Annotated in this window: 23 protein-coding genes, 1 tRNA gene and 1 pseudogene; 5 read left to right on the top strand and 20 right to left on the bottom strand. The window is 57.5% G+C overall.

Annotation, left to right across the window (positions count from 1 at the left end):
* Positions 1-278: 278 nt before the first annotated feature.
* From QFX16_RS09440 to QFX16_RS09395, 9 genes and pseudogenes are all read right to left on the bottom strand, one after another.
* Complete coding sequence (locus tag QFX16_RS09440; protein ID WP_283183707.1) at positions 279-491, bottom strand: hypothetical protein; 213 nt, start codon at positions 489-491, stop codon at positions 279-281.
* 108 nt (positions 492-599) lie between these two features.
* Positions 600-788: a hypothetical protein gene (locus tag QFX16_RS09435; RefSeq protein ID WP_046047922.1), complete on the bottom strand. Its 189-nt coding sequence runs from the start codon at positions 786-788 to the stop codon at positions 600-602.
* A 128-nt stretch (positions 789-916) separates the two neighbouring features.
* Complete coding sequence (locus QFX16_RS09430) at positions 917-1345, bottom strand: glycine zipper domain-containing protein (protein WP_283183706.1); 429 nt, start codon at positions 1343-1345, stop codon at positions 917-919.
* Positions 1346-1511: 166 nt separating this feature from the next.
* Positions 1512-2849 (bottom strand): IS4 family transposase, encoded by a 1338-nt coding sequence (locus QFX16_RS09425; RefSeq protein ID WP_283180397.1) that lies wholly within the window; start codon positions 2847-2849, stop codon positions 1512-1514.
* 119 nt (positions 2850-2968) lie between these two features.
* Positions 2969-3340 (bottom strand): hypothetical protein, encoded by a 372-nt coding sequence (locus tag QFX16_RS09420; protein ID WP_059404653.1) that lies wholly within the window; start codon positions 3338-3340, stop codon positions 2969-2971.
* A gap of 666 nt (positions 3341-4006) precedes the next feature.
* Complete coding sequence (locus QFX16_RS09410) at positions 4007-4327, bottom strand: YbjQ family protein (RefSeq protein WP_095130296.1); 321 nt, start codon at positions 4325-4327, stop codon at positions 4007-4009.
* A 34-nt stretch (positions 4328-4361) separates the two neighbouring features.
* A pseudogene (locus tag QFX16_RS09405) lies at positions 4362-5074 on the bottom strand (hypothetical protein).
* Between the two features lie 184 nt (positions 5075-5258).
* Positions 5259-5441 (bottom strand): hypothetical protein, encoded by a 183-nt coding sequence (locus QFX16_RS09400; RefSeq protein ID WP_283183704.1) that lies wholly within the window; start codon positions 5439-5441, stop codon positions 5259-5261.
* Between the two features lie 328 nt (positions 5442-5769).
* Positions 5770-5859 (bottom strand) — tRNA-Ser (locus QFX16_RS09395).
* A gap of 307 nt (positions 5860-6166) precedes the next feature.
* On the opposite strand from QFX16_RS09395, the gene QFX16_RS09390 reads away from it, so the two are divergent.
* From QFX16_RS09390 to QFX16_RS09380, 3 genes are all read left to right on the top strand, one after another.
* On the top strand, positions 6167-6856 hold the full coding sequence (locus QFX16_RS09390; protein WP_283183703.1) for a crotonase/enoyl-CoA hydratase family protein: 690 nt from the start codon (positions 6167-6169) through the stop codon (positions 6854-6856).
* 214 nt (positions 6857-7070) lie between these two features.
* Positions 7071-7793 (top strand): 1-acylglycerol-3-phosphate O-acyltransferase, encoded by a 723-nt coding sequence (locus QFX16_RS09385; RefSeq protein WP_056744165.1) that lies wholly within the window; start codon positions 7071-7073, stop codon positions 7791-7793.
* Positions 7794-7955: 162 nt separating this feature from the next.
* Positions 7956-8927 carry a magnesium and cobalt transport protein CorA gene (locus QFX16_RS09380; RefSeq protein ID WP_283183702.1) on the top strand — a complete coding sequence of 324 codons (972 nt, stop codon included), beginning with the start codon at positions 7956-7958 and terminating at the stop codon, positions 8925-8927.
* Positions 8928-8979: 52 nt separating this feature from the next.
* Here the strand turns inward: QFX16_RS09380 and QFX16_RS09375 are convergent, their stop codons facing one another.
* The 3 genes from QFX16_RS09375 to QFX16_RS09365 form a co-directional block, all read right to left on the bottom strand.
* Positions 8980-9711, bottom strand: coding sequence for an amidotransferase (locus QFX16_RS09375; protein WP_283183701.1), 732 nt, complete (start codon positions 9709-9711; stop codon positions 8980-8982).
* Positions 9712-9806: 95 nt separating this feature from the next.
* Positions 9807-11951, bottom strand: a complete 2145-nt coding sequence (locus QFX16_RS09370) for a 3-hydroxyacyl-CoA dehydrogenase NAD-binding domain-containing protein (protein WP_283183700.1) — start codon at positions 11949-11951, stop codon at positions 9807-9809.
* Between the two features lie 29 nt (positions 11952-11980).
* Positions 11981-13186, bottom strand: a complete 1206-nt coding sequence (locus QFX16_RS09365) for an acetyl-CoA C-acetyltransferase (RefSeq protein ID WP_283183699.1) — start codon at positions 13184-13186, stop codon at positions 11981-11983.
* Positions 13187-13781: 595 nt separating this feature from the next.
* On the opposite strand from QFX16_RS09365, the gene QFX16_RS09360 reads away from it, so the two are divergent.
* Both QFX16_RS09360 and QFX16_RS09355 read left to right on the top strand, forming a co-directional pair.
* Positions 13782-14603 carry a c-type cytochrome gene (locus QFX16_RS09360; protein ID WP_283183698.1) on the top strand — a complete coding sequence of 274 codons (822 nt, stop codon included), beginning with the start codon at positions 13782-13784 and terminating at the stop codon, positions 14601-14603.
* A gap of 224 nt (positions 14604-14827) precedes the next feature.
* On the top strand, positions 14828-15763 hold the full coding sequence (locus QFX16_RS09355; protein WP_283180612.1) for an IS110 family RNA-guided transposase: 936 nt from the start codon (positions 14828-14830) through the stop codon (positions 15761-15763).
* Between the two features lie 58 nt (positions 15764-15821).
* On the opposite strand, the gene QFX16_RS09350 is transcribed toward QFX16_RS09355, so the two are convergent.
* From QFX16_RS09350 to QFX16_RS09315, 8 genes are all read right to left on the bottom strand, one after another.
* The gene (locus tag QFX16_RS09350) at positions 15822-16631 is read right to left on the bottom strand and encodes a transglutaminase family protein (RefSeq protein ID WP_283183697.1); all 810 of its coding nucleotides are present in this window, start codon (positions 16629-16631) and stop codon (positions 15822-15824) included.
* Positions 16628-17578 (bottom strand): alpha-E domain-containing protein, encoded by a 951-nt coding sequence (locus tag QFX16_RS09345; RefSeq protein WP_008148807.1) that lies wholly within the window; start codon positions 17576-17578, stop codon positions 16628-16630. Before QFX16_RS09345 ends, QFX16_RS09350 begins: the two co-directional genes overlap by 4 nt.
* A 12-nt stretch (positions 17579-17590) precedes the next feature.
* Positions 17591-19000, bottom strand: coding sequence for a circularly permuted type 2 ATP-grasp protein (locus tag QFX16_RS09340; protein WP_283183696.1), 1410 nt, complete (start codon positions 18998-19000; stop codon positions 17591-17593).
* A gap of 393 nt (positions 19001-19393) precedes the next feature.
* Positions 19394-19735 carry a ribonuclease E inhibitor RraB gene (locus tag QFX16_RS09335; RefSeq protein ID WP_008148805.1) on the bottom strand — a complete coding sequence of 114 codons (342 nt, stop codon included), beginning with the start codon at positions 19733-19735 and terminating at the stop codon, positions 19394-19396.
* Between the two features lie 213 nt (positions 19736-19948).
* Complete coding sequence (locus tag QFX16_RS09330) at positions 19949-20182, bottom strand: hypothetical protein (RefSeq protein WP_283183695.1); 234 nt, start codon at positions 20180-20182, stop codon at positions 19949-19951.
* Positions 20183-20345: 163 nt separating this feature from the next.
* A complete protein-coding gene (gene speE, locus QFX16_RS09325; RefSeq protein WP_283183694.1) occupies positions 20346-21221 on the bottom strand; it encodes a polyamine aminopropyltransferase in 876 nt (291 codons plus the stop codon).
* A gap of 136 nt (positions 21222-21357) precedes the next feature.
* Complete coding sequence (locus tag QFX16_RS09320) at positions 21358-21549, bottom strand: PLDc N-terminal domain-containing protein (protein ID WP_008148797.1); 192 nt, start codon at positions 21547-21549, stop codon at positions 21358-21360.
* 64 nt (positions 21550-21613) lie between these two features.
* On the bottom strand, positions 21614-22144 hold the full coding sequence (locus QFX16_RS09315) for a hypothetical protein (RefSeq protein WP_283183693.1): 531 nt from the start codon (positions 22142-22144) through the stop codon (positions 21614-21616).
* Positions 22145-22292: the final 148 nt, after the last annotated feature.

Here is a 22292-nt window from a genome sequence, read left to right as displayed (position 1 = left end):
TCAATGGTGCCAGGCGGCAACGCCTTCCCGTCCGAGGAGCCCGCATTCATTTCGGAGTACGGTGGCCTCCCGCCCTTATCCACAGGTGCATCGCTGCCGGAGGACTGAGCAAACGCCGACATTGAACCGGCCGACAACACGCCGATCACCGTCAGGGCCGTCAATTTTGACCTGATCATGGTGTATCTCCTTTAAAAGGTGCGTACCTGATTTCTGGCAGCCATCGCTTTTCAAAGGTGCCGCACCATCGACGAGCGGCGCAGAGCCACAGCGTAAATTCAGCTCGATTCGTTTGAACCGTCGTCACCGGCAATGTCCGGGTCGTCAGGGTGAGCTTCAACATCTCCGCGCTTCACTTCATCAGACGGCAACTGCTCTACAGCGGTGTCGTCATCAGGCGGACGTTGATCACGACTCAGGGAATCGGTCGGTGAAGGCAGCGGATATTCGGGGGTATCGTCGATGTCGGAGACTTTCGGATCAGCGTTCATAAAGCACCTCTCGTGGGGCCTGAAAAGCAGGCCCTGAGGTTTCGAGGATCGCGCCCTGCATTGCGTTCGATCAGAGAGACGATCGGTCGAACCCGTCGCACAGCAGGGTCAATCTTCGTCCTCATCCTCTTCCTCGTCTTCGAACTCGATATTTCCGACGTCGCCCGCATCATCGGAATCATTGAGCGGCACCGTTGCGTCATCCATCAGGGAGCCTGGGTCTTCGTTACCAGGATCGTTAATAAACGGAAGCCCGCTCGGGCCTTTTTCTTCCTTGCCTTCGGTTTCAGGAGTCATGGCACGCCTCACAACATTCTGGGGTGTATGAAGTTCGAGGCGGCCCACGACCAAACGTTCCAGAGTCCTACTACCAGAAATGAAAAACCCGGCGCTAGGCCGGGTTTCTGGTGTAGTTCGATGTCGAATCAGTGATGTTTGTTCTTGTGCTTGTTTTTATGCTTATGCTTGTGGCCGCTACCGGAGTGCGAACTGCCGCTATCGTTACCCAAGTTGTTGCCTACCGCCCCACCCGCTGCGCCGCCCAGACCTGCACCAATGGTCGAACCGGTAGAACCACCCAGGCTATTGCCGATCACCGAGCCACCGGCCGACCCCAGACCACCACCAATAGCCGCTTCTGTGCGACTGCCTTTGTTCGCGCCGACCGCGCTACCTGCCGCGCCGCCTACACCGGCGCCAATCGCGGCACCCGTGCTGCCGCCCATTTGCCGGCCGACCACGTCACCTAGCGCACCGCCAATACCACCGCCAACTGCAGCGGTGCCGTCACCGGCGGCCATTGCACCTTGAGCGACCAAAAGTCCCAGAACCAACGTGGACAATGTCAAACGCATGATATGAACCTCTAAATTCCGTATCGGGGGTAAGAGAACGCGTTACGGATGGCGTGAGTTTAGCTTTTTCATCACGCCAGCGCTGATCGTTGGACAGCTGTAAATTCGAAGAGCGCGAATAAGAAATATCCAGATACAAAAAGCCCGGCATCAAGCCCAATGCTGTTCACTTAAGCGGAGCAGCCTTGCGGTTAACCGGATACCGGGTTTTTGACATCTTCACCGCCCTAGGCCTCGCAGGCCTGGGGCGTTTTGCTATGAAGAGCACACCAATGCTGCCGCGAAGCTCGTCCAGGCGTCTTGGCGTGTGTGAGGGCGAGACCGCTCCGGCCATGACCACCAGATGGCTGGCGATGTGCTGACAGGCAAACTTGAAACTCACCTCGCTGGGAGCCCGCTTATGAGCTACAGCCGCCTGACTGGCTTCTCGACGCACTACGTTATAAGCCAGTAACAGCCCCCATAATTCTTGATACACCAGGTCTACAGTCTTGCTGCGAAGGGTCAAGGCATTGTCTTGCATTGAGCTTTTGATATCCCTGAAACCCAGTTCGATTTCCCATCGCTCGTGATAAAGGGTGGCGACCTGCTCAGCGCTAAAGTGCGAGGCTGGCAGGGAGGTGAAGACGGTTTTTTCTTTCCCGGCGACCTCGTAGGTGACCGCCCGTACTTGCCAGTACTCAGGCAACAGTGGGTTCTTTTTACGCGCTTGCTGCGAGACCTTCATCTGGACTAGGTAATCACCATCGCCGTAGTGTTCAATTTCCGTGCGAACAGTACCCTTACGCTCCGGGATCATCCAATGCCGGTTTTTTTCAGTACTTTGGATACTCAACAATAGGTCCGCACTGAAAAACCCTTTGTCCAGCAGGGTCACTGAGTGGTTGGGTATGCTCTCGATGAAGTCCTTGGCCAGCGGGATCTCCCCTTTGCGGTAAGGGCTGATGGCCGCGTTGGCGATGATATGAGAACGGGCGTTCATCAACGCAACAAGGCGCAGCACCGGATAAGGGGTTTGACGATCGGAGGAGGTATTGCCGGAGCCAAAATGGTCCCGCAATGACGACGTTTCCGGGGTTCGAAACAAGGCACCGTCGACGGCAAAGACTTGAAGACCGTGCCAGTCATCTTGCGGGTAGCGCTCGTATCCCCAGACATTGGCGCACTGTTGAAATAACCAAGCGACAGGCTGATTCCCCAGACGCTGGCGCGCCTGCGACAACCCGCTTTTGGCTAACAGCACCTCATTAGCAAGACCGTCGGCACAAATATTCAGTCGGCGAGCGACCTCGACTATTGGCTCACCTCTGAAAAGTGCCATCCCGACTACCAGCCAAAGGACTATGTCCGAAGGCAAGCGCCGACGTCGGATCGTGGCTTTATCCGCCAGAGCGGCCGCTGCGGTGATCCAATCATGAGGAATATGATCGGTGAACACCTCAAGGCGAGAGAGCGGTTGCTTAGCAAAATCCAAAACCGCGCTTAAATCCTGAGCAACAGACATAAAAAATCCGGAATCCTTATCAGATTCCGGATTTTCCGGCTGCCTGAGGATTAGTCAACAATCCTTAAGTGAACAGCATTGCGGCATCAAGCCGGGCTTTTTGAGCTGATCAATCAGGATCAGTGACGCTTGTGACCTTTGGCCAGGTTGCTGCCCACGCCGCCGCCCAATGCGCCGCCCAAGCCTGCGCCAATGGTGGAACCGGTCTTGCCGCCCAAGCTATTGCCGATCACCGAACCGCCGGCCGCGCCGACACCACCACCAATGGCTGCCTTAGTGCGGCTGCCTTTACGTGCTGCGACGGCACTGCCGGCCGCGCCCGCTACACCAGCACCAATCGCTGCACCGGTGCTGCCGCCCATGCTCTGGCCGACCACATTACCCAGCGCGCCACCCAAACCACCACCGATGGCGGCAGTGCCATCACCCGCGGCCATCGCACCTTGAGCAACCAAAAGCCCCAGAACCAAAGCAGGCAGTGTTAAACGCATGACAAGAACCTCAAAAAAAGGGGTAACCGAAAGGGGCGAGATTGAATGCTTTAGAGGAGACAAAGTCCAGACACGCACGGGTGCAACGTCGCAATAGGCGACGGATGGACAGCGTTTTTAGAAAAGGTTTTATGACAGGCAAAAAAAAGCCCGCTGGGGGAACGGGCCAGGTACTGCTTTCTAACGGATGAGTTGAGCCTACGTAGGTAGGTGTGAAAAGTTTGTGAAAAAAAACACCAACTGCGGGTTGTGTATCTGTAGTCCAAATCTCAACAGCCGAACTTGTGAAAATGAAAACCCCGCTCAATGGCGGGGGCTGTCCGGTTGACGGCTACTTCCTGGAAGGCGGCATCCTCTTGGGCAAGAAATTCGCCTTTTCGGTTCGGGGCACCTTGTATTTCACTTTGGCGACCTGGTCCCGGTCTTCTCCAAAGCCCGATACATACTCCGCTTGACCACACTGCATGCAATTGTTGATCGGAAACTCAGATCCGTCGTCTTCGATATACGAATCAGCCATACCTTTCCCCTCTCAAAAAAGGGTCGACACCGGCAAGCCCTATTTGCCTGAAAAATATCGACCTTCAACGCTTCTGAGACTAGCCAGTCATTACTGGACTTGTAGTTCAGATTATTGCATCCCCGACGAACGGCCTCGTGACACATTCACCTCAACTTGACCGCCGTTCCGGTCACGAACACCACCACCATCCCGCCCTTCCCGGCCGGCATGCTGATCTCATAATCAAGCCCCACCACCGCATCAGCTTGAAGTGCCCGCGCCCGTTCCTTCAACTCGTCGGTTGCCTGAATCCGTGCTTCCTTCAACGCCCGCTCCAATGTCTGAGAGCGCCCACCGAAAAAATCCCGCATCCCGGCGAACATATCGCGGATAACGTTGACACCCTGCACCGACTCGGCGCTGACAATGTCCAGATAGGCGGTGATTTGTCGGCCTTCGATGGTGTGGGTTGTGGTGGTGATCATTAAATTTCCTTCTTCAGGGTCCGGGGATAATTACTCAAGGCAACCTGGACAGATGTTGAGCCAACGCATCAAACGCCGGCAAGGTAACCGGATTGTTAGCCGAGTTACTGGCGACCGGATGGGAGGCGTAGCGAACAATCACCATCTCGGCTTTCGGGTCGACATAGATGCGTTGCCCATGGACCCCGCGCGCCATGAAGGCTCCACCTTCTTTGTTGGTCACCCACCACATTGAACAGTAGCTCCACCCCTTCAACAAATAGTACCCCGCCAGGGCGAATGCCTGCTTGTCACCGCCGCGACGTATGGTCGTCGACCACCGCTTGGGGCACGATTTGCTGACCGTTGAACTGGCCGTCATTACGAAACATCTCGCCAAACCGTGCGATGCATCACCACAATCCCGTCGGTGTAGGTGGCCGCGAGGGATTGATCCCAGGTCATCGGAGCCTTCGCGCCAAGCGGGACGAAGCTGATCGTATCGATGTCTTTGCGCAGCGCAGATACCAATGAAACCGGTGCACCGAGCCCCCGTAAAATGTTGATCGTAGGCATCAGTTGACGGAAGTTCGAGACACTCCAACGCATCGCCGGGAACTGGAAATAGCTGCCGTCTTCGAAGCGCACGGTACGATCTGCATTTGGTGGCGAGCCGACCATCCAGCCTAGTTTTGCGGGGTCGCTGGCTTCAGCATCGGGGAAAGTCTTAGTCGTGGATGCAGTGGCGAATAAGGAGACGGTACTCATCAACACGGCGGAGAGGGAAATAGCAATGCGGCGGGAAGCGGCTGTTGTCGGTTTAACAGAAATCCCGTTTACACAAAATCTGGGACACCCTCGAAGACCGTGCTTGCAAAGTCGTCTAACAGAGCTCACGCCCGTTGCACAGCCGTGATGCGGAGCGCCTTGTTCATCTGCTACTGCCAAGGTACTAGAGCAGCTTGACCAACACAGTTGTGACAGTGGCCACCGTGCCAATCAACCCAGTCGCTACAGCCACCGGATACCAAAAAGCTTCACGGGTCATCTTCCCCGCCTCGGCGTTCAGCTTGCGCTGCTCAGCCATCAGCTTGACGATCTCCACGTGAACCTTTTCCAGTTCGGCCTGTTCCATGGTGAACTTCCTGCATAACGTGCGTTCGTCCTTCCAGATAACAGGCCGCGTCATGTGCCTTGCCGTTGATTCATTTTGTCCCCTAAAGGCGCAAAGCGAATACCCCTCACGAAACGGCTCGTGTCAGGCGCTGAAACTATGAAAGCGCCCAACTACCTGGCTTTCCATCATTACTTCCCACATGCCTATCCCCCGTCCTACATGAATTTCGGAAGCGCCTTCGCCGATGGTCTTGGGTCAATAACATTGCCATCCACAAAATCCAGACGCCAGAAACAACAAAACCCCTGACTTCTCTCGAAATCAGGGGTTTTGGTTACATCGAATTTGGCGGTGAAGGAGAGATTCGAACTCTCGATACAATTTCTTGTATACACACTTTCCAGGCGTGCTCCTTAAGCCACTCGGACACTTCACCGTATCTCGTCAAACATGTTCTGTCTGTCGAGGCGCGCTAATGTAGTCGAAAGCTTTTCCGATGGCAAACTTTTTTTGCAGAATTTTCATGCGCTTAGCGTTTTAGTCGTTCGAGCAGGTTCCAATCCATGGCAAACCCGCCAATCTCCGGCTTCGCGCCCTCCTCTATATAGAGGGGAATGCGCGGCTGGTGCGGCGGGCGACGCTTGCCGGGCGGGGAATGGGTGACTGGGTGGTCAGTCACGGCGCTTTACCTGGCCTGCGGCGGTGGGTAACGTCTGCCCTACTTTATTGAAAGGAATAGCGTCATGAGTGAGTTGATTTCCTACCATCTCGAAGACGGTATCGCGACCCTGACCTTGAGCAATGGCAAGGTCAATGCCATCTCTCCAGACGTGATTGCTGCGTTTAACGCCGCGCTGGATCAGGCGGTGACTGATCGTGCGGTGGTGATCATTACCGGTACACCCGGGATTCTGTCGGGCGGTTATGACTTGAAGGTGATGACCTCCGGTCCTAAAGAAGCCGTGGCGCTGGTGACTGCCGGTTCGACGCTGGCCCGTCGTCTGTTGGCGCACCCGTTCCCGGTGATCGTGGCATGCCCTGGGCATGCGGTGGCCAAGGGCGCGTTCCTGCTGTTGTCGGTGGATTACCGCATTGGTGTCGACGGCCCGTTCAGCATTGGTCTGAACGAAGTGCAGATCGGCATGACCATGCACCACGCCGGTATTGAGTTGGCCCGTGATCGTCTGCGCAAGTCGGCGTTCCACCGCTCTGTCATCAATGGCGAGATGTTTAATCCGCAAAGCGCCGTGGATGCCGGTTTCCTCGACGTGGTGGTGTCGGCTGAAGAGCTGCAAGGCGCGGCACTGGCGGCGGCTCGTCAGTTGAAGAAGATCAACATGACCGCTCACAAGAACACCAAGCTCAAAGTGCGCAAGGCGCTGCTGGAGACGCTGGACAACGCGATCATCCAGGATCAGGAGATTTTGGTTTAAAGCCAAACGTGCCGCACCGAAAAGCCCGACCGTCGTGTCGGGCTTTTTCTTACGCACTCCGTTGAAAAGCCTAAAACCGCTCTAGATCGCGTCTGACCCACAAGTCGGAAACATGCGCTCAAACATCGCCTATCTCCCACCTCTATAGCGACAATTGCCGAAAACAGTGCACATCCGTACACTGCGCCACCTTTTGTCCCGGTGGGGCCTGTAAATGCTGTTTGTGTTTCGTATGTTACTGATGGGCCTGCACTTTATTCTGGCTGGTGTGCTCGGAGTGATTCTCGGCCTGTGCCGACCGTTCAATCCGGACAACAGCCGTTTGTGCGCGCGTCTTTATGCATGGCCGGCGATGTGCATTTTGCGTCTGCGGGTGAAGGCCGACGTCGGACCGCTGATGGATAAACCCGACAGCTGCGTGATCATCGCCAACCACCAGTCCAACTACGATCTGTTCGTGTTCGGCAACGTGGTGCCCCGCCGCACCGTGTGTATCGGCAAGAAGAGTCTGAAGTGGGTGCCGCTGTTTGGTCAGTTGTTCTGGCTGGCAGGCAATGTGCTGATCGATCGCGGCAATGCGCAGAAAGCGCGCCAGTCGATGCTCACCACTACTCACACGCTACAGAATGAAGACACTTCGATCTGGGTCTTCCCGGAAGGCACGCGCAACCTGGGCGAAGAGTTGCTGCCGTTCAAGAAAGGCGCCTTTCAAATGGCCATTGCCGCCGGGGTGCCGATTGTTCCGGTGTGTGTCAGCAGTTACGTTAAACACATGCGATTGAACCGTTGGCGCAGTGGGAAGATTCTGATCCGCTCGTTACCGGCGATTCCTACGGCTGGATTGAGCCTGGATGACATGCCGCTGCTGATTGCCCAGTGCCGCGAGCAGATGCGCGAGTGCATCGCTTCAATGGATCGGCAACTTCAAGCCGCGTAAAAGAGACCCGCCTTGTGCGGGTTTTCTTTCGTCTGCGAGCTATTGCCTGCGAACTCAGTAGATTTCATTGACTCTCAAGCAGCAGACAAGGCTAAGCTGGACACTGCCTGCCACTGCCATCTTTGCTTATAGAAAGCTGCCAATAAGAAGTGAATTACTATCATGGGTAGAGTTGTTGCTGCTGCGGTTTACAGCGCTGGTAAGAAAGTCACCAATATCACCCTCGACGAAGGCGCCGCCTGGGCGGCAAAGCCCGACCACTTTGTCTGGATCGGCCTCGAAGAGCCGAACGCTCAGGAGCTGTTCAATCTACAACGCCAGTTCAACCTGCACGAACTGGCCATCGAAGACGCCCTGGAAAAACACAGTCGACCGAAACTGGAAACCTTCGGCGACGCACTGTTCATCGTCACGTATTCGCCGATCCGGAATGAAGGCAAACTGCAGTTCATCGAGACTCACATCTTTGCCGGCAACGGCTACATCATTACCGCACGCAATGGTCATTCAGCGTCCTACGCCTATGTCCGACAGCGTTGTGAGGCGCGTCCGTTGTTGCTGGAGCACGGGGAAGATTTCGTACTCTATGCCATCCTCGATTTCGTGATTGAAAACTACCAGCCCGTGGGTGAAGCGATCCATGCCGAGATCGATGAGCTGGAGAGCAACGTAATGTGTGGGCATCTAAATGAACATGACATCCAGAAGCTCCACAGCCTGCGCCGCGATGTATTGCGCTTGCGTCGGTATGCGGCACCGATGGTAGAAATCGGTGAGGAATTGCAGAAGCTGAGCTTTCCATTCATAGACAAGAATATGCGGCCGTACTTTCGCGATGTCCAGATTCATGTCACGCGACAGATGGAAGACCTGACGACCCTGGCAGACATTGCGAGCCAGACCATCGAGGTCGGGGTGTTGCTGGAGGCATCACGCCAAAGCGTGGTGCAGCGCAAGTTTGCGGCGTGGGCGGCGATTCTGGCGTTCCCGACGGCGGTGGCCGGGATCTACGGGATGAACTTCGAGAACATGCCGGAGTTGACGTGGCAATACGGGTATTTCGGGGTGGTGGGGTTTATTACGGTGGGTTGTGTGGGTTTGTGGGCGAGCTTCAAAAAATCAGGTTGGCTTTAACAAGCTATTGTAGCGAGGGGACAAGCCCCCTCGTCACAGGTTCGTTGTCAGCTCATTGAACCGATCCAGCTTCAGGCTTGTGCGCCACAAACCGCATCATCCACTCCGCAACGGTAGTGCCGTGATGGTCGCGCTCAAGGCTCGCCATACCTTTCGAATAAATCTGTTCGCCCAGCGCTTCCTGACGAATGTCCAACAGCGCGCGCGAGTAATCGTGAATGAATTCCGGATGCCCCTGGAAGCACAGCACCTGATCGTTGATGTGGTACGCGGCGAACGGGCAGAAATCGCTGGAAGCAATGACCGTGGCGTTTTCCGGGAGCGCGGTGACCTGGTCCTGATGGCTGATCAACAAGGTCAGCTCTTCCCTCACCGGGCTCATCCATGGTGCCTTGGCGGCGAGTTTGTAGTTGTGGGTGCCGACGCCCCAGCCTTGGGTCGCACGTTCGCTCTTGCCACCCAGCAGCAGCGCTAACAGTTGATGACCGAAGCACACGCCCAGCAGTTTGTCACCGCGCTCGTAGCGGGTCAGCAGATAAGTCCTGAGGGTTTCAATCCACGGGTCGGTGCCGAAGGAATCGGCCTTGCTGCCGGTGACCAGGTAGGCATCGAACGTCAGCTCATCGCCGGGATACTCGCCCTGCATCACGTTGTACACGGTGAACTCGGCAGCGATGGGTTGCTGCGAAAACAGACGCTGGAACATCTGCCCGTAACCCTGATATTGATCGACCAGTTCCGGACGCAGGATGTCGGTTTCCAGAATGCAGATGCGTAACGACATAAAAAATACCTGACACGTGATGGGAATAATGCACACCCCTGAGCCTGCCTTGAAACACAGTGGCAAGGCAAGCCCCGGAATGCGTTACCCGTCCCCTAGAACGCCTCCTCTTTGGCAGCTTTTTCCAGCAATAGCGCAGGGGGTGCGAATCGCTCGCCATACTGCTCCGCCAGGTACTGGGCGCGGGCGACGAAATCTTTCACGCCGTACTGATTGATGAACTGCAGCGCGCCGCCGGTCCAGGCGGCGAAGCCGATGCCGAAGATCGAGCCGACGTTGGCATCCGCCGTCGAGGTCAACACCCCCTCCTCCACACAGCGCACGGTTTCGATGGCTTGCACGAACAGCAGTCGATCACGCACGTCCTTCGGCGAAATCTGCCCGTCAGCCTTCTCAAAACGGCGTTGCAGCTCTGGCCACAGATGCTTCTGCCCACGGGCAGGATAATCGTAGAAACCACCACCCGCAGCCTTGCCCGGACGTTTGTATTCGTTGAGTAGCAAGTCAATCACGGCGAACGCCGGGTGCTCAATCAGCGGTTTCCCTTCTGCTTGCAGGTCTTTGGCGGTTTGCTGGCGGATATGGCTCATCAGGCTGAGGGAAACTTCGTCGGAGATCGCCAGAGGTCCGATCGGCATGCCCGCCTTGCGCGCTTCGGTCTCGATCATCGGCGCGCTCACGCCTTCGCCCAGCATGGCGATGCCTTCGTTGGTGAACGTGCCGAACACCCGCGAGGTGAAGAAACCGCGACTGTCGTTGACCACAATCGGCGTTTTCTTGATTTGCAGGACGAAATCGAACCCGCGAGCGAGGGTTTCGTTGCTGGTGTGGGCGCCTTTGATGATTTCCACCAAGGGCATTTTCTCCACGGGGCTGAAGAAATGCAGGCCGAGGAACTTGCTCTGATCCGGCACGGCGGTCGCGAGGCCGCTGATTGGCAAGGTCGACGTGTTGGAAGCAATCACCGCATCCGGGCCAACGACTTTTTGCGCCGCCGAAGAGACCTTGGCTTTCAAATCGCGATCTTCAAACACCGCTTCAATGATCAGATCACAACCGGCCAGGTCGGCATCGCTTTCAGTGGGGTGAATTCGCGCCAGCGTTGCATCGCGCTGATCGGCACTCAATTGGCCACGCGCAACCTTCTTGTCCAGCAGCGCCGCCGAATGAGCCTTGCCCTTCTGTGCAGCCGCAAGGTTGATGTCCTTGAGCACCACGTCGATGCCGGCCGACGCGCTGACAAAGGCGATTCCGGCGCCCATCATGCCTGCGCCCAGCACGCCCACGCGACGAGTCACGTAGGGCGAAAACCCCCGAGGCCGCGAGCTGCCGGCATTGATTTCGTTGAGCTGGAACCAGAACGTGCCAATCAGGTTTTTCGACACCTGGCCGGTGGTCAATTCGGTGAAGTAACGGGTTTCGATCAAGTGCGCGGTGTCGAAATCCACCTGAGCGCCTTCCACCGCGGCGCAGAGGATTTTCTCTGGCGCCGGCAGGCAGCCCTGGGTTTTGCTGCGCAGGATCGACGGCGCGATGGCCAGCATCTGCGCGACTTTCGGGTTCGACGGCGTACCACCGGGAATCTGGTAACCCTTCACGTCCCAGCGCTGCACAGCTGAAGGATGGGCAATAATCCAGGCGCGAGCCTTAGCCAGCAGTTCATCACGATCCGCCGCCAACTCATCAATCAAACCTGCCCGCAACGCCTGCTGCGGCCGGACTTTCTTGCCTTCGAGCAGATAGGGCAAGGCTTTTTCAATACCGAGCATCCGCACCATGCGCACCACTCCGCCGCCCCCCGGCAACAAGCCGAGGGTCACTTCCGGCAAGCCGAGTTGCACCGAAGAATCGTCCAGCGCAATCCGGTGATGACACGCCAGGCAGATTTCCCAACCGCCGCCCAACGCGGCGCCGTTGATCGCGGCGACCACCGGTTTGCCGAGGGTTTCCAGGGTTCGCAGCTGCCCTTTGAGCGTCAGCACCATGTCATAGAAGGCTTTGGCTTCAGGCTTGCCGACCTTGATCAGTTCGTTGAGGTCGCCGCCGGCGAAAAAAGTTTTCTTGGCCGAGGTGATGATCACGCCAGCGATGGTGTCTTTGTCGGCAACGAGTCTGGCAACACAGGCGGCCATGGCTTCGCGGTAGACCGCGTTCATGGTGTTGGCGCTCTGGCCCGGCATGTCGATGGTCAGGACGACGATCTGGTCCTGACCTTTTTCGTAACGGATGGCTTCGGTCATGAAAGGATTTCCTTGAAGTCGGTCGGGGCTCAGAGGCGTTCGATGATGGTGGCAATGCCCATGCCGCCGCCGACACACAGCGTCGCGAGGCCATAACGCAGGCGCCGGGTTTCCAATTCGTCGAGCAGCGTGCCGAGGATCGCGCAGCCAGTGGCACCCAGCGGGTGGCCCATGGCGATGGAGCCGCCGTTGACGTTGACCTTGTCCGGGTCGATCGCCATGTCCTTGATGAATTTCAGCACCACCGAGGCGAAGGCTTCGTTAACCTCGAACAAGTCGATGTCTTCAACCCGTAGACCGGCCTTGGCCAGAGCCTTGCGGGTGGCCGGCGCGGGACCGGTGAGCATGATGGTCGGGTCGGTGCTGGTGACGGCGGTGGCGACGATTCGCGCCCGCGGTTGCAAACCCAGCGCCCGGCCCTTGGCTTCGGAGCCGATCAGCATCAGCGCCGCGCCATCGACGATCCCGGAACTGTTACCCGCCGTGTGCACGTGGTTGATCCGCTCAACATGGCTGAAGACCCGAAGCGCGGTGGCATCGAAGCCCATTTGCCCGACCATCTCGAAGCTCGGCTTGAGCTTGCCCAAGCCCTCCATGGTCGATTCGGCGCGGATGAATTCATCGTGATCGAGCAGGATGATGCCGTTCTGGTCCTGCACCGGCACCAGCGATTTGTTGAACGAACCGTCGGCCCTTGCCCGCGCAGCCTTTTGCTGGGAGTGCAGCGCATAGGCATCGACGTCCTGACGGCTAAAGCCTTCGATCGTGGCGATCAGGTCAGCGCCCACGCCTTGAGGGGCAAAATGGTTGTGAAAATTGGTCTCCGGGTCCAGCGCCCAGGCGCCGCCATCGCTGCCCATCGGCACGCGGGACATGGACTCGACGCCGCCGACCACCACCAGGTCTTCGAAGCCGGAACGCACCTTCATCGCCCCAAGGTTCACCGCCTCCAGCCCCGAGGCGCAAAAGCGGTTGATCTGCAAACCCGCCACGCTGACGTCCCAATCCGCCACCTGAGTCGCGGTTTTGGCGATGTCGGAACCCTGGTCGCCGATGGGCGTCACGCAGCCCAGTACCACATCGTCGACCTGACTGGTGTCGAGGGACGTGCGCTGTTGCAGCGCCGTTAGCAGCCCGGCTACCAGGTTCACCGGTTTGACGCTGTGCAAGGCGCCATTGGCCTTGCCTTTGCCGCGGGGCGTGCGTAACGCGTCGAAAATCAAAGCTTGGGTCATGACGTCCTCGAACCTGAGCGGGGAGTAAATGCAGTCCCCACTCTTAGGCCGAGCGGCCCTGGATTCAATGACCGCAGTGCTCACAGACGTTGACGGTCACGCTCAGACGGACGGTAGGCAACCACCGGATTAACCGATTCAGGACACCAAGCTGTCTAGCAAACGGGCGCCCAAGAAGCTGGCATTAGGCCTCATGCCTTTTTAAGAGCAATTTATGTGAGGCCCATACGAAATGGATCTAAACCAAGCGTGACGCGGGCTCTAAGGTGAACTTGTACGAAGTTGTCGTCGGGTTTTGCCGAGGCGCTCGTCAAACAGGAAGTGCAACGCTCTGCCGTCATGGAGAAATGCAGGCAGGCATCAGGAAATAACAATAAAGGCGGTCAAGCCATGTTCAAACAATCGAAAGTACGTCAAGCCGGGCTCATTCTTTTCGCCACTACGCTGTTGTTGATTTTGCCGAACCTGACCAAGGTGATCGGCTAGTCGGTCAATAAAAAATACGGCGCCAGGTTTTATATCGCCCTCTAAAAATGTGACTGGCTCGCTACCCGGGCCAGCGTGGGTGTGCCAACCTTTACGGCACTTCCACGACATGGACGGCGATCACTTGAAAACGCTCATTCTTTTCGGGGCCTTGCTGCTCAGCACGGCTCTGTCTGCCGCACAACTGAACCTTGAGCTGGGCGCGAGCAGTCGCACCTGGCAAACCGAGGAGTTGCTTAAGCATCCTCAGGTTCAGACCCTCACTATCAGCAACGACGTTTCCTACAAACGGGACATGAGCTATCGCGCTGTTCCGTTGGCTGCGTTGTTGACGGGCATCAAACCTGAAGACCACTTACAGGCTGTAGCCCTGGATGGTTTCGCCGCAGAACTGTCAGCCGCGCCGTTGCTCAATACACAGGGTGCGCGCGCATGGTTGGCGATTGAAGAACCCGCCAAGCCGTGGCCACCGCTGTCGGAAGGCAAATCCGGCGCCGGGCCATTCTATCTGGTCTGGACCGATCCGCAGGCGGGCGACATCAGCCCCGAGCAATGGCCCTTTCAAGTGGCGAGCATCAAGCGCTTGGCACCGGTGGTCGAGCGCTTCCCTGCCCTGCTGCCCGATCCGGCGTTGAAGGCTGACGATCCGGTGAACAAGGGCTTTGCGCTGTTTCAGAAGAATTGCCTGGCGTGCCATCGATTGAACGGCGCCGGGGATGCGCAGTTTGGGCCGGACCTGAATATTCCGTTTAACCCGACCGAGTACTTCGGCGCGGATTTCCTCAAGCGCTACATTCGTGATCCGCAGAGCTTGCGCCAATGGCCACAGGCGAAGATGCCCGGATTCTCGGCGACGGTGTTGCCGGACGGGGATCTGGAGGGGTTGGTGGGGTATTTGAAGCACATGGCTGGGCGAAAAGTTAAACCCTGACACCATCCCCCTGTGGGAGCAAGCTCGCTTGTATGTTTAGACTTGAAGGGGTGGGCGGGACTAAAAGCTCGATTCTGACCAGTACAGACCGTGGGAGACTTCTCATCCCGCCCCTTCTACCCAAAGCGCCGATAAGGAATTCATCGGTAAAACCGACGATAGAGGCAAGCCAGCGCAACGGTAGACCCCGACAAGCTCTTAAACCCTAGCTCCGAGGATTCGTCATGACAATCCTTACTTCGCAGACGGTGGTTGGCGTCGATATCGCCAAGACCGAAATAGTTGTCTATCGCTCCGACCGGCTAACCACTGACACCATCAAGAACGATCGAACAGCCCTCAAACGCTGGCTTAAAACATTGCCCGCCCAAAGCGCTATCGCCGTTGAAGCCACCAACATCTACCACCTGGACACCGTCGAGCTGGCCCATGCGATGGGGCACCAGGTCTATGTCGTGGATGCTTATCGGGTGAGCAACTATCGCCGCGGCATCGGCCAACGAGCCAAGAACGATCCCTGCGATGCCCGTCTGCTGGCGCGTTATTTGACGAACGAACAAGACGGACTGCGGATCTGGAGCCCACCACCCAAGGCCTACACCTCGCTGAAAAGCCTGCTCCACAGACGTGCAACGCTGATCCAGAACCATGCCGGTCTGATGCTGAGCTGGGCCAATGAACCCTTGTTGAAGAAAGTACAGAGCGCCCAGCAAAAGGCCTTCAAGCAAGCGGATCAGGCCATTCAGAAACTGCTGCGCAAGGTCAGCAAAGAGGCGGGTATTGAAGAGAATATCGACCGCTGCAAAGCCATCGAAGGGGTTGGCGAACTGACTGCAACCGGGTTGGCGACGACCTTTATGCGCGGTGATTTTGCCAATAGTGATGCGTTCATCGCGTTTCTAGGGATGGACCTTACGGTCGATGACTCCGGGAAGAAGAACGGCCCCCGGCACCTGACAAAAAAAGGGGATCCGGAAGTCCGCCGGTTGGCTTACAACGCCGCAATGGCAGCCTGTCGCTCAGCTAAATGGAAACCGTTTTACGAGTCGTATTTGGCAAGAGGCTTCTCGAAAACCCAGGCCTTGGTGGCCCTTGCCCGGAAACTCTGCCGGGTGGCATTTGCCCTGATGAAAAATCAGAGCGAATACCACCCGGCCTGAGGTTGCGGGGTTGCCCTGCAACATAGAATCTCCCACAGGGGATTCGTGGTGTTCCGGATTATTGCTGTTGGACTGAGATAATCGGCATCGGTGTCGGTGACACAAACACCTTCGCATGCATCTGCTCGCAACCACCGCCACGCCGCATGCCTCGCACCGGGCAGGCATCCAGGTAGTCCAGGCCCACCGCCAGTTTCAAATGACGCTCAGGCCGCGCCAATTCATTGGTCACGTCGAAGCTGTACCAGGCGTCATCGAGCCAGGCTTCCGCCCAGGCGTGACTGGCCAGGTGTTCGCTGTTCTCGCTGTACAAATAGCCCGACACATAACGCGAAGGGATGCCCAGGCTGCGAGCGCAGGCGAGAAAGGCGTGGGTGTGGTCCTGGCAGACGCCCGAACGCCCGGCGAAGGCCTGGGCGGCGCTGGTGTCCACTTCGGTGGAGCCCGGCGTGTAGGTCATGTGCTGGTTCAGGCCATGCATCAAGTCGATCAGCGCCGTGCGATCCCGGCGCTGCTTGCATTCTTTCTCGGCGAACGCACGCAGGGCTTCGTCGGCTTCGGTCAGGCGCGTGAAACGCAGGAACGGCAGCGCCGACTGGCTTTCATGCTCCGCCTCACGCAATTCGTCAATGTCCACCTGCCCACGAGCGCCGATGATGATCGCCTCATGAGGCTCGTCCATGGTCAGCACGTGCAAGATATTGCCGAACGGATCGAGTTGCGCACGCACCGGGCGTGGCAAGTCGAGCTGCCAGCTGAGCACATGCTGGCGCTCGCTGTCGTGGGGTGTCAGTCGCAGGTACTGGATGCTCGCCCGCACCTGATCTTCGTAGTGATAGGTGGTCTCGTGGCTAATGGAAAGTCTCATGCAGCCTCCAGGTAGGAACTGTGTATGGCGTTACCCAACTGGCGCACCAGCGGGATGAACTCGGTCAGCCAGGCGTGCAGGCCTTCGTCGAGAATTTCGGTGATGCCGGTGTAGCGCAGGCGTGCATCCATTTCCGCTGCCAGGCGTTGCGCGGGACGGCCGTTGGCCCCCGGCAGCTGGGCAAGGATCTGGTCGATTTCTTCAGTGCAGGCGCGCAATGAACGCGGCACGTCAGCGCGCAGCAACAGCAACTCAGCCACATGCCGGGCGCCGGGCGCATCGCGGTAGATTTCGGTATAGGCCTCGAACGAGGACAACGCCCGCAGTAAAGCACTCCACTGGTAATACGCGTGAGCGGTGCCATCGCTGACCGCCTCTGCCTGATCGCCAGCCATTTCGTAGCGGGCGTCGAGCAGGCGCAACGTGTTGTCGGCCCTTTCGATAAACGTCCCCAGACGAATAAAGCGGAACGCATCGTTACGCATGATCGTGCCGTAGGACGCGCCGCGGAACAGGTGGGAACGTTCCTTGATCCACTCGCAGAATCGGCTCATGCCGTAGCGACTCAAGCCTTGATCAGCTATCCCGCGAATTTCCAGCCAGGTGGCATTGATGTTTTCCCACATATCGGCGGTGATTCGCCCACGCACCGCATGGGCACTGGCCCGCGCGGCGCCGAGGCAGCTGTAGATGCTCGCCGGATTGGCCGCGTCCAGGGCGAAGAAATGCAGCAGCCGTTCAGCGTGCAATTCACCGTGGCGCTCCAGGTAATCGTCCAGGGTGCCGGTGATCAACAGCGGCATGGCGAGTTCATGCAGGCCGTCACCACGGCCATCCTGCGGCATCAGCGACAGCGAATAACTGATGTCGAGCATCCGTGCGAGGTTTTCCGCCCGCTCCAGGTAACGCGACATCCAATACAAATCCGAGGCAGTTCTACTTAACATGGCAGGCTTCCTTCAATCCTCGACCACCCAGGTGTCCTTGGTTCCACCGCCCTGGGATGAATTCACCACCAGGGAGCCTTCGCGCAGGGCGACACGGGTCAAACCGCCGGGCACAACCCGGGTTTCGCGGCCAGACAATACAAACGGACGCAGGTCGATGTGGCGTGGAGCGATGCCGTTTTCGACAAAGGTCGGACAGGTCGACAGGGACAACGTCGGTTGCGCGATGTACGCATGGGGCTTTGCTTTGATCCGCGCGCGGAAAGACTCGATTTCCGCCGCCGTCGCCGCCGGCCCTACCAGCATTCCGTAACCGCCGGAGCCCTGGGTTTCCTTGACCACCAGTTCTGGAAGATTGGCCAGTACATGGGACAGTTCAGAGGGATTACGACACTGCCACGTCGGCACATTCTTCAGAATCGGCTCTTCATCCAGATAGAAACGGATCATGTCCGTGACGAATGGATACACCGACTTATCGTCCGCGACCCCGGTGCCGATGGCATTTGCCAGCACCACGTTGCCGGAGCGATACGACGACAGCAGCCCTGGAACGCCGAGCATCGAGTCCGGGTTGAACGCCAGCGGATCGAGGAACGCATCGTCGAGGCGACGGTAGATCACGTCGACGGCTTTCGGTCCGTCCGTGGTGCGCATGAACACCTTGTCATCCCGCACGAACAGGTCCGCGCCTTCCACCAGCTCAACGCCCATTTCCCGCGCCAGAAACGCATGTTCAAAGAACGCGCTGTTGAAACGACCCGGCGTCAGCACCACCACGCTCGGGTTATCGATCGGGCTGGAGCTTTTCAAGGTGTCGAGCAACAGGTTCGGATAGTGGTCGATAGGGGCAATGCGCTGGGCCGCGAACAACTCGGGGAACAACCGCATCATCATCTTGCGGTCTTCCAGCATGTAGCTGACGCCGCTCGGTGTACGAAGGTTGTCTTCAAGCACGTAGTACGTGCCGTCGCCATCGCGCACCAGATCGACCCCGGAGATGTGGGAATAGATATCGCGGTGCAAATCCAGCCCTTGCATCGCCAACTGGTATTGCTCGTTGGCCAGCACTTGCTCGGCCGGAATGATGCCGGCCTTGATAATGCGCTGCTCGTGATAGAGGTCGGTGAGGAACATTTTCAACGCCTTGACCCGCTGAATGCAGCCGCGCTCGACGACTCGCCATTCACTGGCGGGGATGCTGCGGGGGATGGTGTCGAAGGGAATCAGGCGCTCTGTCCCTTGCTCATCACCATAGAGCGTGAACGTAATCCCGGCGCGATGAAATAACAGATCGGCCTCGCGTCGCCGTGGTGCCAAAAGCTCGTCAGGCGTTTCGGACAGCCAACGGGCAAACTCCCGATAATGCGGGCGGACCTGGCCGCCGGCATCGTACATCTCATCAAAATAGGTGCGGATCATGCCGTACTCCTTGTCACCCGGACATCTGGGCTTCGCAAAGCCCGTGCCATCGGCATAAACGCTTTGATATCAATCAGTTGGATAATCGCATTGCACGAACCGCACCAATCCTGTGCGGTAAATGCCCCCACCTGATCGCCCCCGCTTCATTGCGAAGCAATGTTGTCGCCTATCACCAGCATAGCCAGAGTTGATTTCACTGCCCGGGAGTCGATGCGGATAATCCGCGCATTCGCTGAAAATCTTGACGAATTTCCCTTTAGCCGCTTGTTTAGGCGGCTTTTTTTTGCGTTTTTGAAACGTTATGAATCAAAAACACGATTTCCAAACCCGACAAACGAAAACGGCCAACCCTGAGGTCAGCCGTTGCTGAGTGTTGTCACTGTTCATAAGTTATGCGAGTCGCCCTCGTACCTCCTGCTTGACGCCCCATCCTTCGATGATGCCGCCCAAAGGCTCGACCACCGCCTCGAAATCCTGCTCAAAATCGCCGATGCCGTCATAAGTGGCGTACATCACTTTGCTCAGTTCCAGGTACCACGCGCCGTCGTCGCGCACGCTGATTTGTGCATTCAAGGATTCACCGCAGTAATGCCCTGCCGCCCTGCGCGCCCGCTCCTCGTCCGGGAAAATGGCGTAGAACTCGATGGGATGGAATCGTGAAAAGTCGAAGCCGCCTTCTTTCATACGGCGCAAGACGCTGGTGCTGATGTCTTCTTGATAGGCTGTGCTCATGAAACGTCCCCCTCAGACTGATGGATAGACTTTCCGTATTCCCGGCACTCGCAACCGAATGGGGCGAGTGATGCGGCAACAACGTTGCCGGTGGGAAGCAAGCATGTAGCTGACAAGACCAGACCTTAGCGATCCGTTCGCTGATCTCGATTGCAGAGTAGCCTCAAGATAGAGCCGCTGCCAAGGCCTGGTTAGGAATGTGACAGGAGATGTTCAGATTGGCGTGATGCTGAGGATTTCAATGCTGTACTGGGACTTCAGACTTTTGACAGTCGGATCATCGGTGCGCCCTTCCAGATCGTTGAGGTCCAGTTCGGCAGCCACAGGCAGACACCGGGCGCGAATGAGCTTCGCGGCTTGTTCGTTGTTCGGGCATTCATCGCTCTCGAACACCTCGTCAGCTTGTTCACCGTGATCATCAACGAAAGTGACTTTCCACTTTTGCATCAGGTGCCTCCTCGATAAAACCCATGGATGGGCTTACATGTATCTCGACATTCTTCCCCGGCCAATCGTTCAACCGGACCTTCTATAAGTGAAGCATGAAAAAAGGGCCGACTGCGGTGTGTTTTCACACAACCTGAGAGGGCCCTTTCTGGCTTGCTCGATATCAGTCGTTGCTAGGTTTGTTCACAGCCTGCAGGACGTATTGCGGCAAGGCGAACGCGCCGATGTGGATTTCCGGGTTGTAGTAGCGGGTGATGATGCCGCTACCGGCGAAGCGCTGCTGCAGGGTTTCGCGGGACAATTTGCGATAAGCGGTATTGGTCGCGCCCCAGGCGAAGGTCATGGCACCGCCGATGTAAGTCGGCACGGCCGCCTGATAGAAGTGCCAGTCCGGGAACAGGCTGCGCAGGCGCCCGGCGGTGGTTTTGACTTCTTCGATTTGCATGAACGGCGTACCGTTCTGGGTCACCAGGATGCCGCCTTCGTTCAGGCAGCGACGGCAGGCCTGGTAGAAGTTTTCCGAGAACAGCACTTCGCCCGGGCCGATCGGGTCGGTGGAATCGGAAATGATCACGTCGAATTTTTCGGTGGTGGTGGCGACGAAACGCATGCCGTCGTCGATCACCAGGTTCAGGCGTGGATCAGCGAACGCACCCTTGGAGTGGTTCGGCAGGAATTCCTTGCACATGTCGACCACGGCGCCGTCAATCTCGACCATGGTGATGTGCTCGATGCTGCGGTGCTTGGCCACTTCACGCAGCATGCCGCCGTCGCCGCCACCGATGATCAGTACGCGCTTGGCGGTGCCATGCGCCAGGATCGGCACGTGGGTCAACATCTCGTGGTAGATGAATTCGTCGGCTTCGGTGGTCTGGATCACGCCGTCCAGCGCCATGACGCGGCCCATGCGCGGGTTCTCGAAAATCACCAGGTGTTGGTGTTCGGTGCGCACTTCGTGCAGCAGTTTTTCCATGCGAAAACGCTGGCCGTAACCTTCGTAGAGAGTTTCCAGATACTCGCTGGGCGGGGTGTTGCTCATGGGAAGTGCTCCGATGAATGCGGGTGGCAACGGACGGTTACCCGCCCATGATGGCCAATCGATCAGCTCGATTGCCCCGGGAAAGGCTCAAATTCTACGTTGCGGAACATGACAGGTCGAACCGTCCAGCGGACTGTCAGATCCTTACATTGCCTCGTGGCCCGGCGATGGCCCAGATGATCAGACCCAGCACCGGCAGCAGCAGGATCAGCAGCACCCAGATGATTTTCATCCCTGTGTCGGCACCACTTTTGAGCACGTTGATGATTGCCCAGATATCCAAGGCAAGAATAATCAGGCCAATCAGACCGTTGAACGTGGAACCCATGGTGTTGCTCCCTAAGAGTGGTTTGCACTCTTAGGATAGCCGGGCCTTGCGAGGGTTCCGCTTTTTAAACGTGGATGGCAATTTTGAGGGCTTCCAGCGAGGGTGCGGCAGCGATGCCGACTTTGGCGCACAACTCGAGTACGCGCGGCACGTCGTTGCCGTAGACCAGCACCACTTGCAGTTCGTCGTCAAGCAACTGACTGAAGTTCATCAGCGTGTAACCGCCGTTTTCCTTGTTCATGCTGCCCATCTGCACCTGAATGCGATTGAGTGCGGTGAGGGCTTCAGTCTTGGCCAGTTGCTTGGGTTTGATATTGAAATCAACGCCGGGCCCGAACGAGGAAACGATCTGGGCGAACAGGTCCATGTAGGTGTCGGCCTGGAACAGCACGGTTTCCGGAAGACTGCCGACGACGACCCACTCGCCCAGCGGAATCGGAAACGTGTCGTCGTAGTTGATATCCGGATTGGCCGTCAGAAAAGCCTCGGGATCGGCGTAGGCCTGGGCCGCTTCGTCAGCGACTTTCAGGATTTCGTCATCGCTCATGCACCCGGAGCTTATTTTGCTGATGAGTTCGACGAGTGCGGCTTTCATGGGGCGGAATCCTGTAGCGAGGGAATTTTGAAGGCGCGAAGGATAGCGCATTACGCCCCGCAATTCCTGTGCGCGAGCATGGCCGGGAATGTTGACACACATCAAGATCCGGCGCCCTGAGTAGCGGCACAATACTGGCACCTTGCCG

It is taken from the genome of Pseudomonas svalbardensis, from assembly GCF_030053115.1.
Lineage (GTDB): Bacteria > Pseudomonadota > Gammaproteobacteria > Pseudomonadales > Pseudomonadaceae > Aquipseudomonas > Aquipseudomonas svalbardensis.
This window is presented reverse-complemented; position numbering and strand designations above follow the sequence as displayed.

Coding starts and splice junctions, on each gene's coding strand:
- QFX16_RS09365 (WP_283183699.1), bottom strand. CDS start 13,186: ATGACCCAAGCTTTGATTTTCGACGCGTTACGCACGCCCCGCGGCAAA.
- QFX16_RS09425 (WP_283180397.1), bottom strand. CDS start 2,849: ATGTCTGTTGCTCAGGATTTAAGCGCGGTTTTGGATTTTGCTAAGCAA.
- speE (WP_283183694.1), bottom strand. CDS start 21,221: ATGAGCAACACCCCGCCCAGCGAGTATCTGGAAACTCTCTACGAAGGT.
- QFX16_RS09345 (WP_008148807.1), bottom strand. CDS start 17,578: ATGTTAAGTAGAACTGCCTCGGATTTGTATTGGATGTCGCGTTACCTG.
- QFX16_RS09435 (WP_046047922.1), bottom strand. CDS start 788: ATGACTCCTGAAACCGAAGGCAAGGAAGAAAAAGGCCCGAGCGGGCTT.
- QFX16_RS09370 (WP_283183700.1), bottom strand. CDS start 11,951: ATGACCGAAGCCATCCGTTACGAAAAAGGTCAGGACCAGATCGTCGTC.
- QFX16_RS09340 (WP_283183696.1), bottom strand. CDS start 19,000: ATGATCCGCACCTATTTTGATGAGATGTACGATGCCGGCGGCCAGGTC.
- QFX16_RS09330 (WP_283183695.1), bottom strand. CDS start 20,182: ATGCAAAAGTGGAAAGTCACTTTCGTTGATGATCACGGTGAACAAGCT.
- QFX16_RS09315 (WP_283183693.1), bottom strand. CDS start 22,144: ATGAAAGCCGCACTCGTCGAACTCATCAGCAAAATAAGCTCCGGGTGC.
- QFX16_RS09440 (WP_283183707.1), bottom strand. CDS start 491: ATGAACGCTGATCCGAAAGTCTCCGACATCGACGATACCCCCGAATAT.
- QFX16_RS09375 (WP_283183701.1), bottom strand. CDS start 9,711: ATGTCGTTACGCATCTGCATTCTGGAAACCGACATCCTGCGTCCGGAA.
- QFX16_RS09320 (WP_008148797.1), bottom strand. CDS start 21,549: ATGGGTTCCACGTTCAACGGTCTGATTGGCCTGATTATTCTTGCCTTG.
- QFX16_RS09335 (WP_008148805.1), bottom strand. CDS start 19,735: ATGAGCACAGCCTATCAAGAAGACATCAGCACCAGCGTCTTGCGCCGT.
- QFX16_RS09420 (WP_059404653.1), bottom strand. CDS start 3,340: ATGCGTTTAACACTGCCTGCTTTGGTTCTGGGGCTTTTGGTTGCTCAA.
- QFX16_RS09360 (WP_283183698.1), top strand. CDS start 13,782: ATGGACGGCGATCACTTGAAAACGCTCATTCTTTTCGGGGCCTTGCTG.
- QFX16_RS09400 (WP_283183704.1), bottom strand. CDS start 5,441: ATGGAACAGGCCGAACTGGAAAAGGTTCACGTGGAGATCGTCAAGCTG.
- QFX16_RS09390 (WP_283183703.1), top strand. CDS start 6,167: ATGAGTGAGTTGATTTCCTACCATCTCGAAGACGGTATCGCGACCCTG.
- QFX16_RS09430 (WP_283183706.1), bottom strand. CDS start 1,345: ATGCGTTTGACATTGTCCACGTTGGTTCTGGGACTTTTGGTCGCTCAA.
- QFX16_RS09350 (WP_283183697.1), bottom strand. CDS start 16,631: ATGAGACTTTCCATTAGCCACGAGACCACCTATCACTACGAAGATCAG.
- QFX16_RS09385 (WP_056744165.1), top strand. CDS start 7,071: ATGCTGTTTGTGTTTCGTATGTTACTGATGGGCCTGCACTTTATTCTG.
- QFX16_RS09410 (WP_095130296.1), bottom strand. CDS start 4,327: ATGATCACCACCACAACCCACACCATCGAAGGCCGACAAATCACCGCC.
- QFX16_RS09380 (WP_283183702.1), top strand. CDS start 7,956: ATGGGTAGAGTTGTTGCTGCTGCGGTTTACAGCGCTGGTAAGAAAGTC.
- QFX16_RS09355 (WP_283180612.1), top strand. CDS start 14,828: ATGACAATCCTTACTTCGCAGACGGTGGTTGGCGTCGATATCGCCAAG.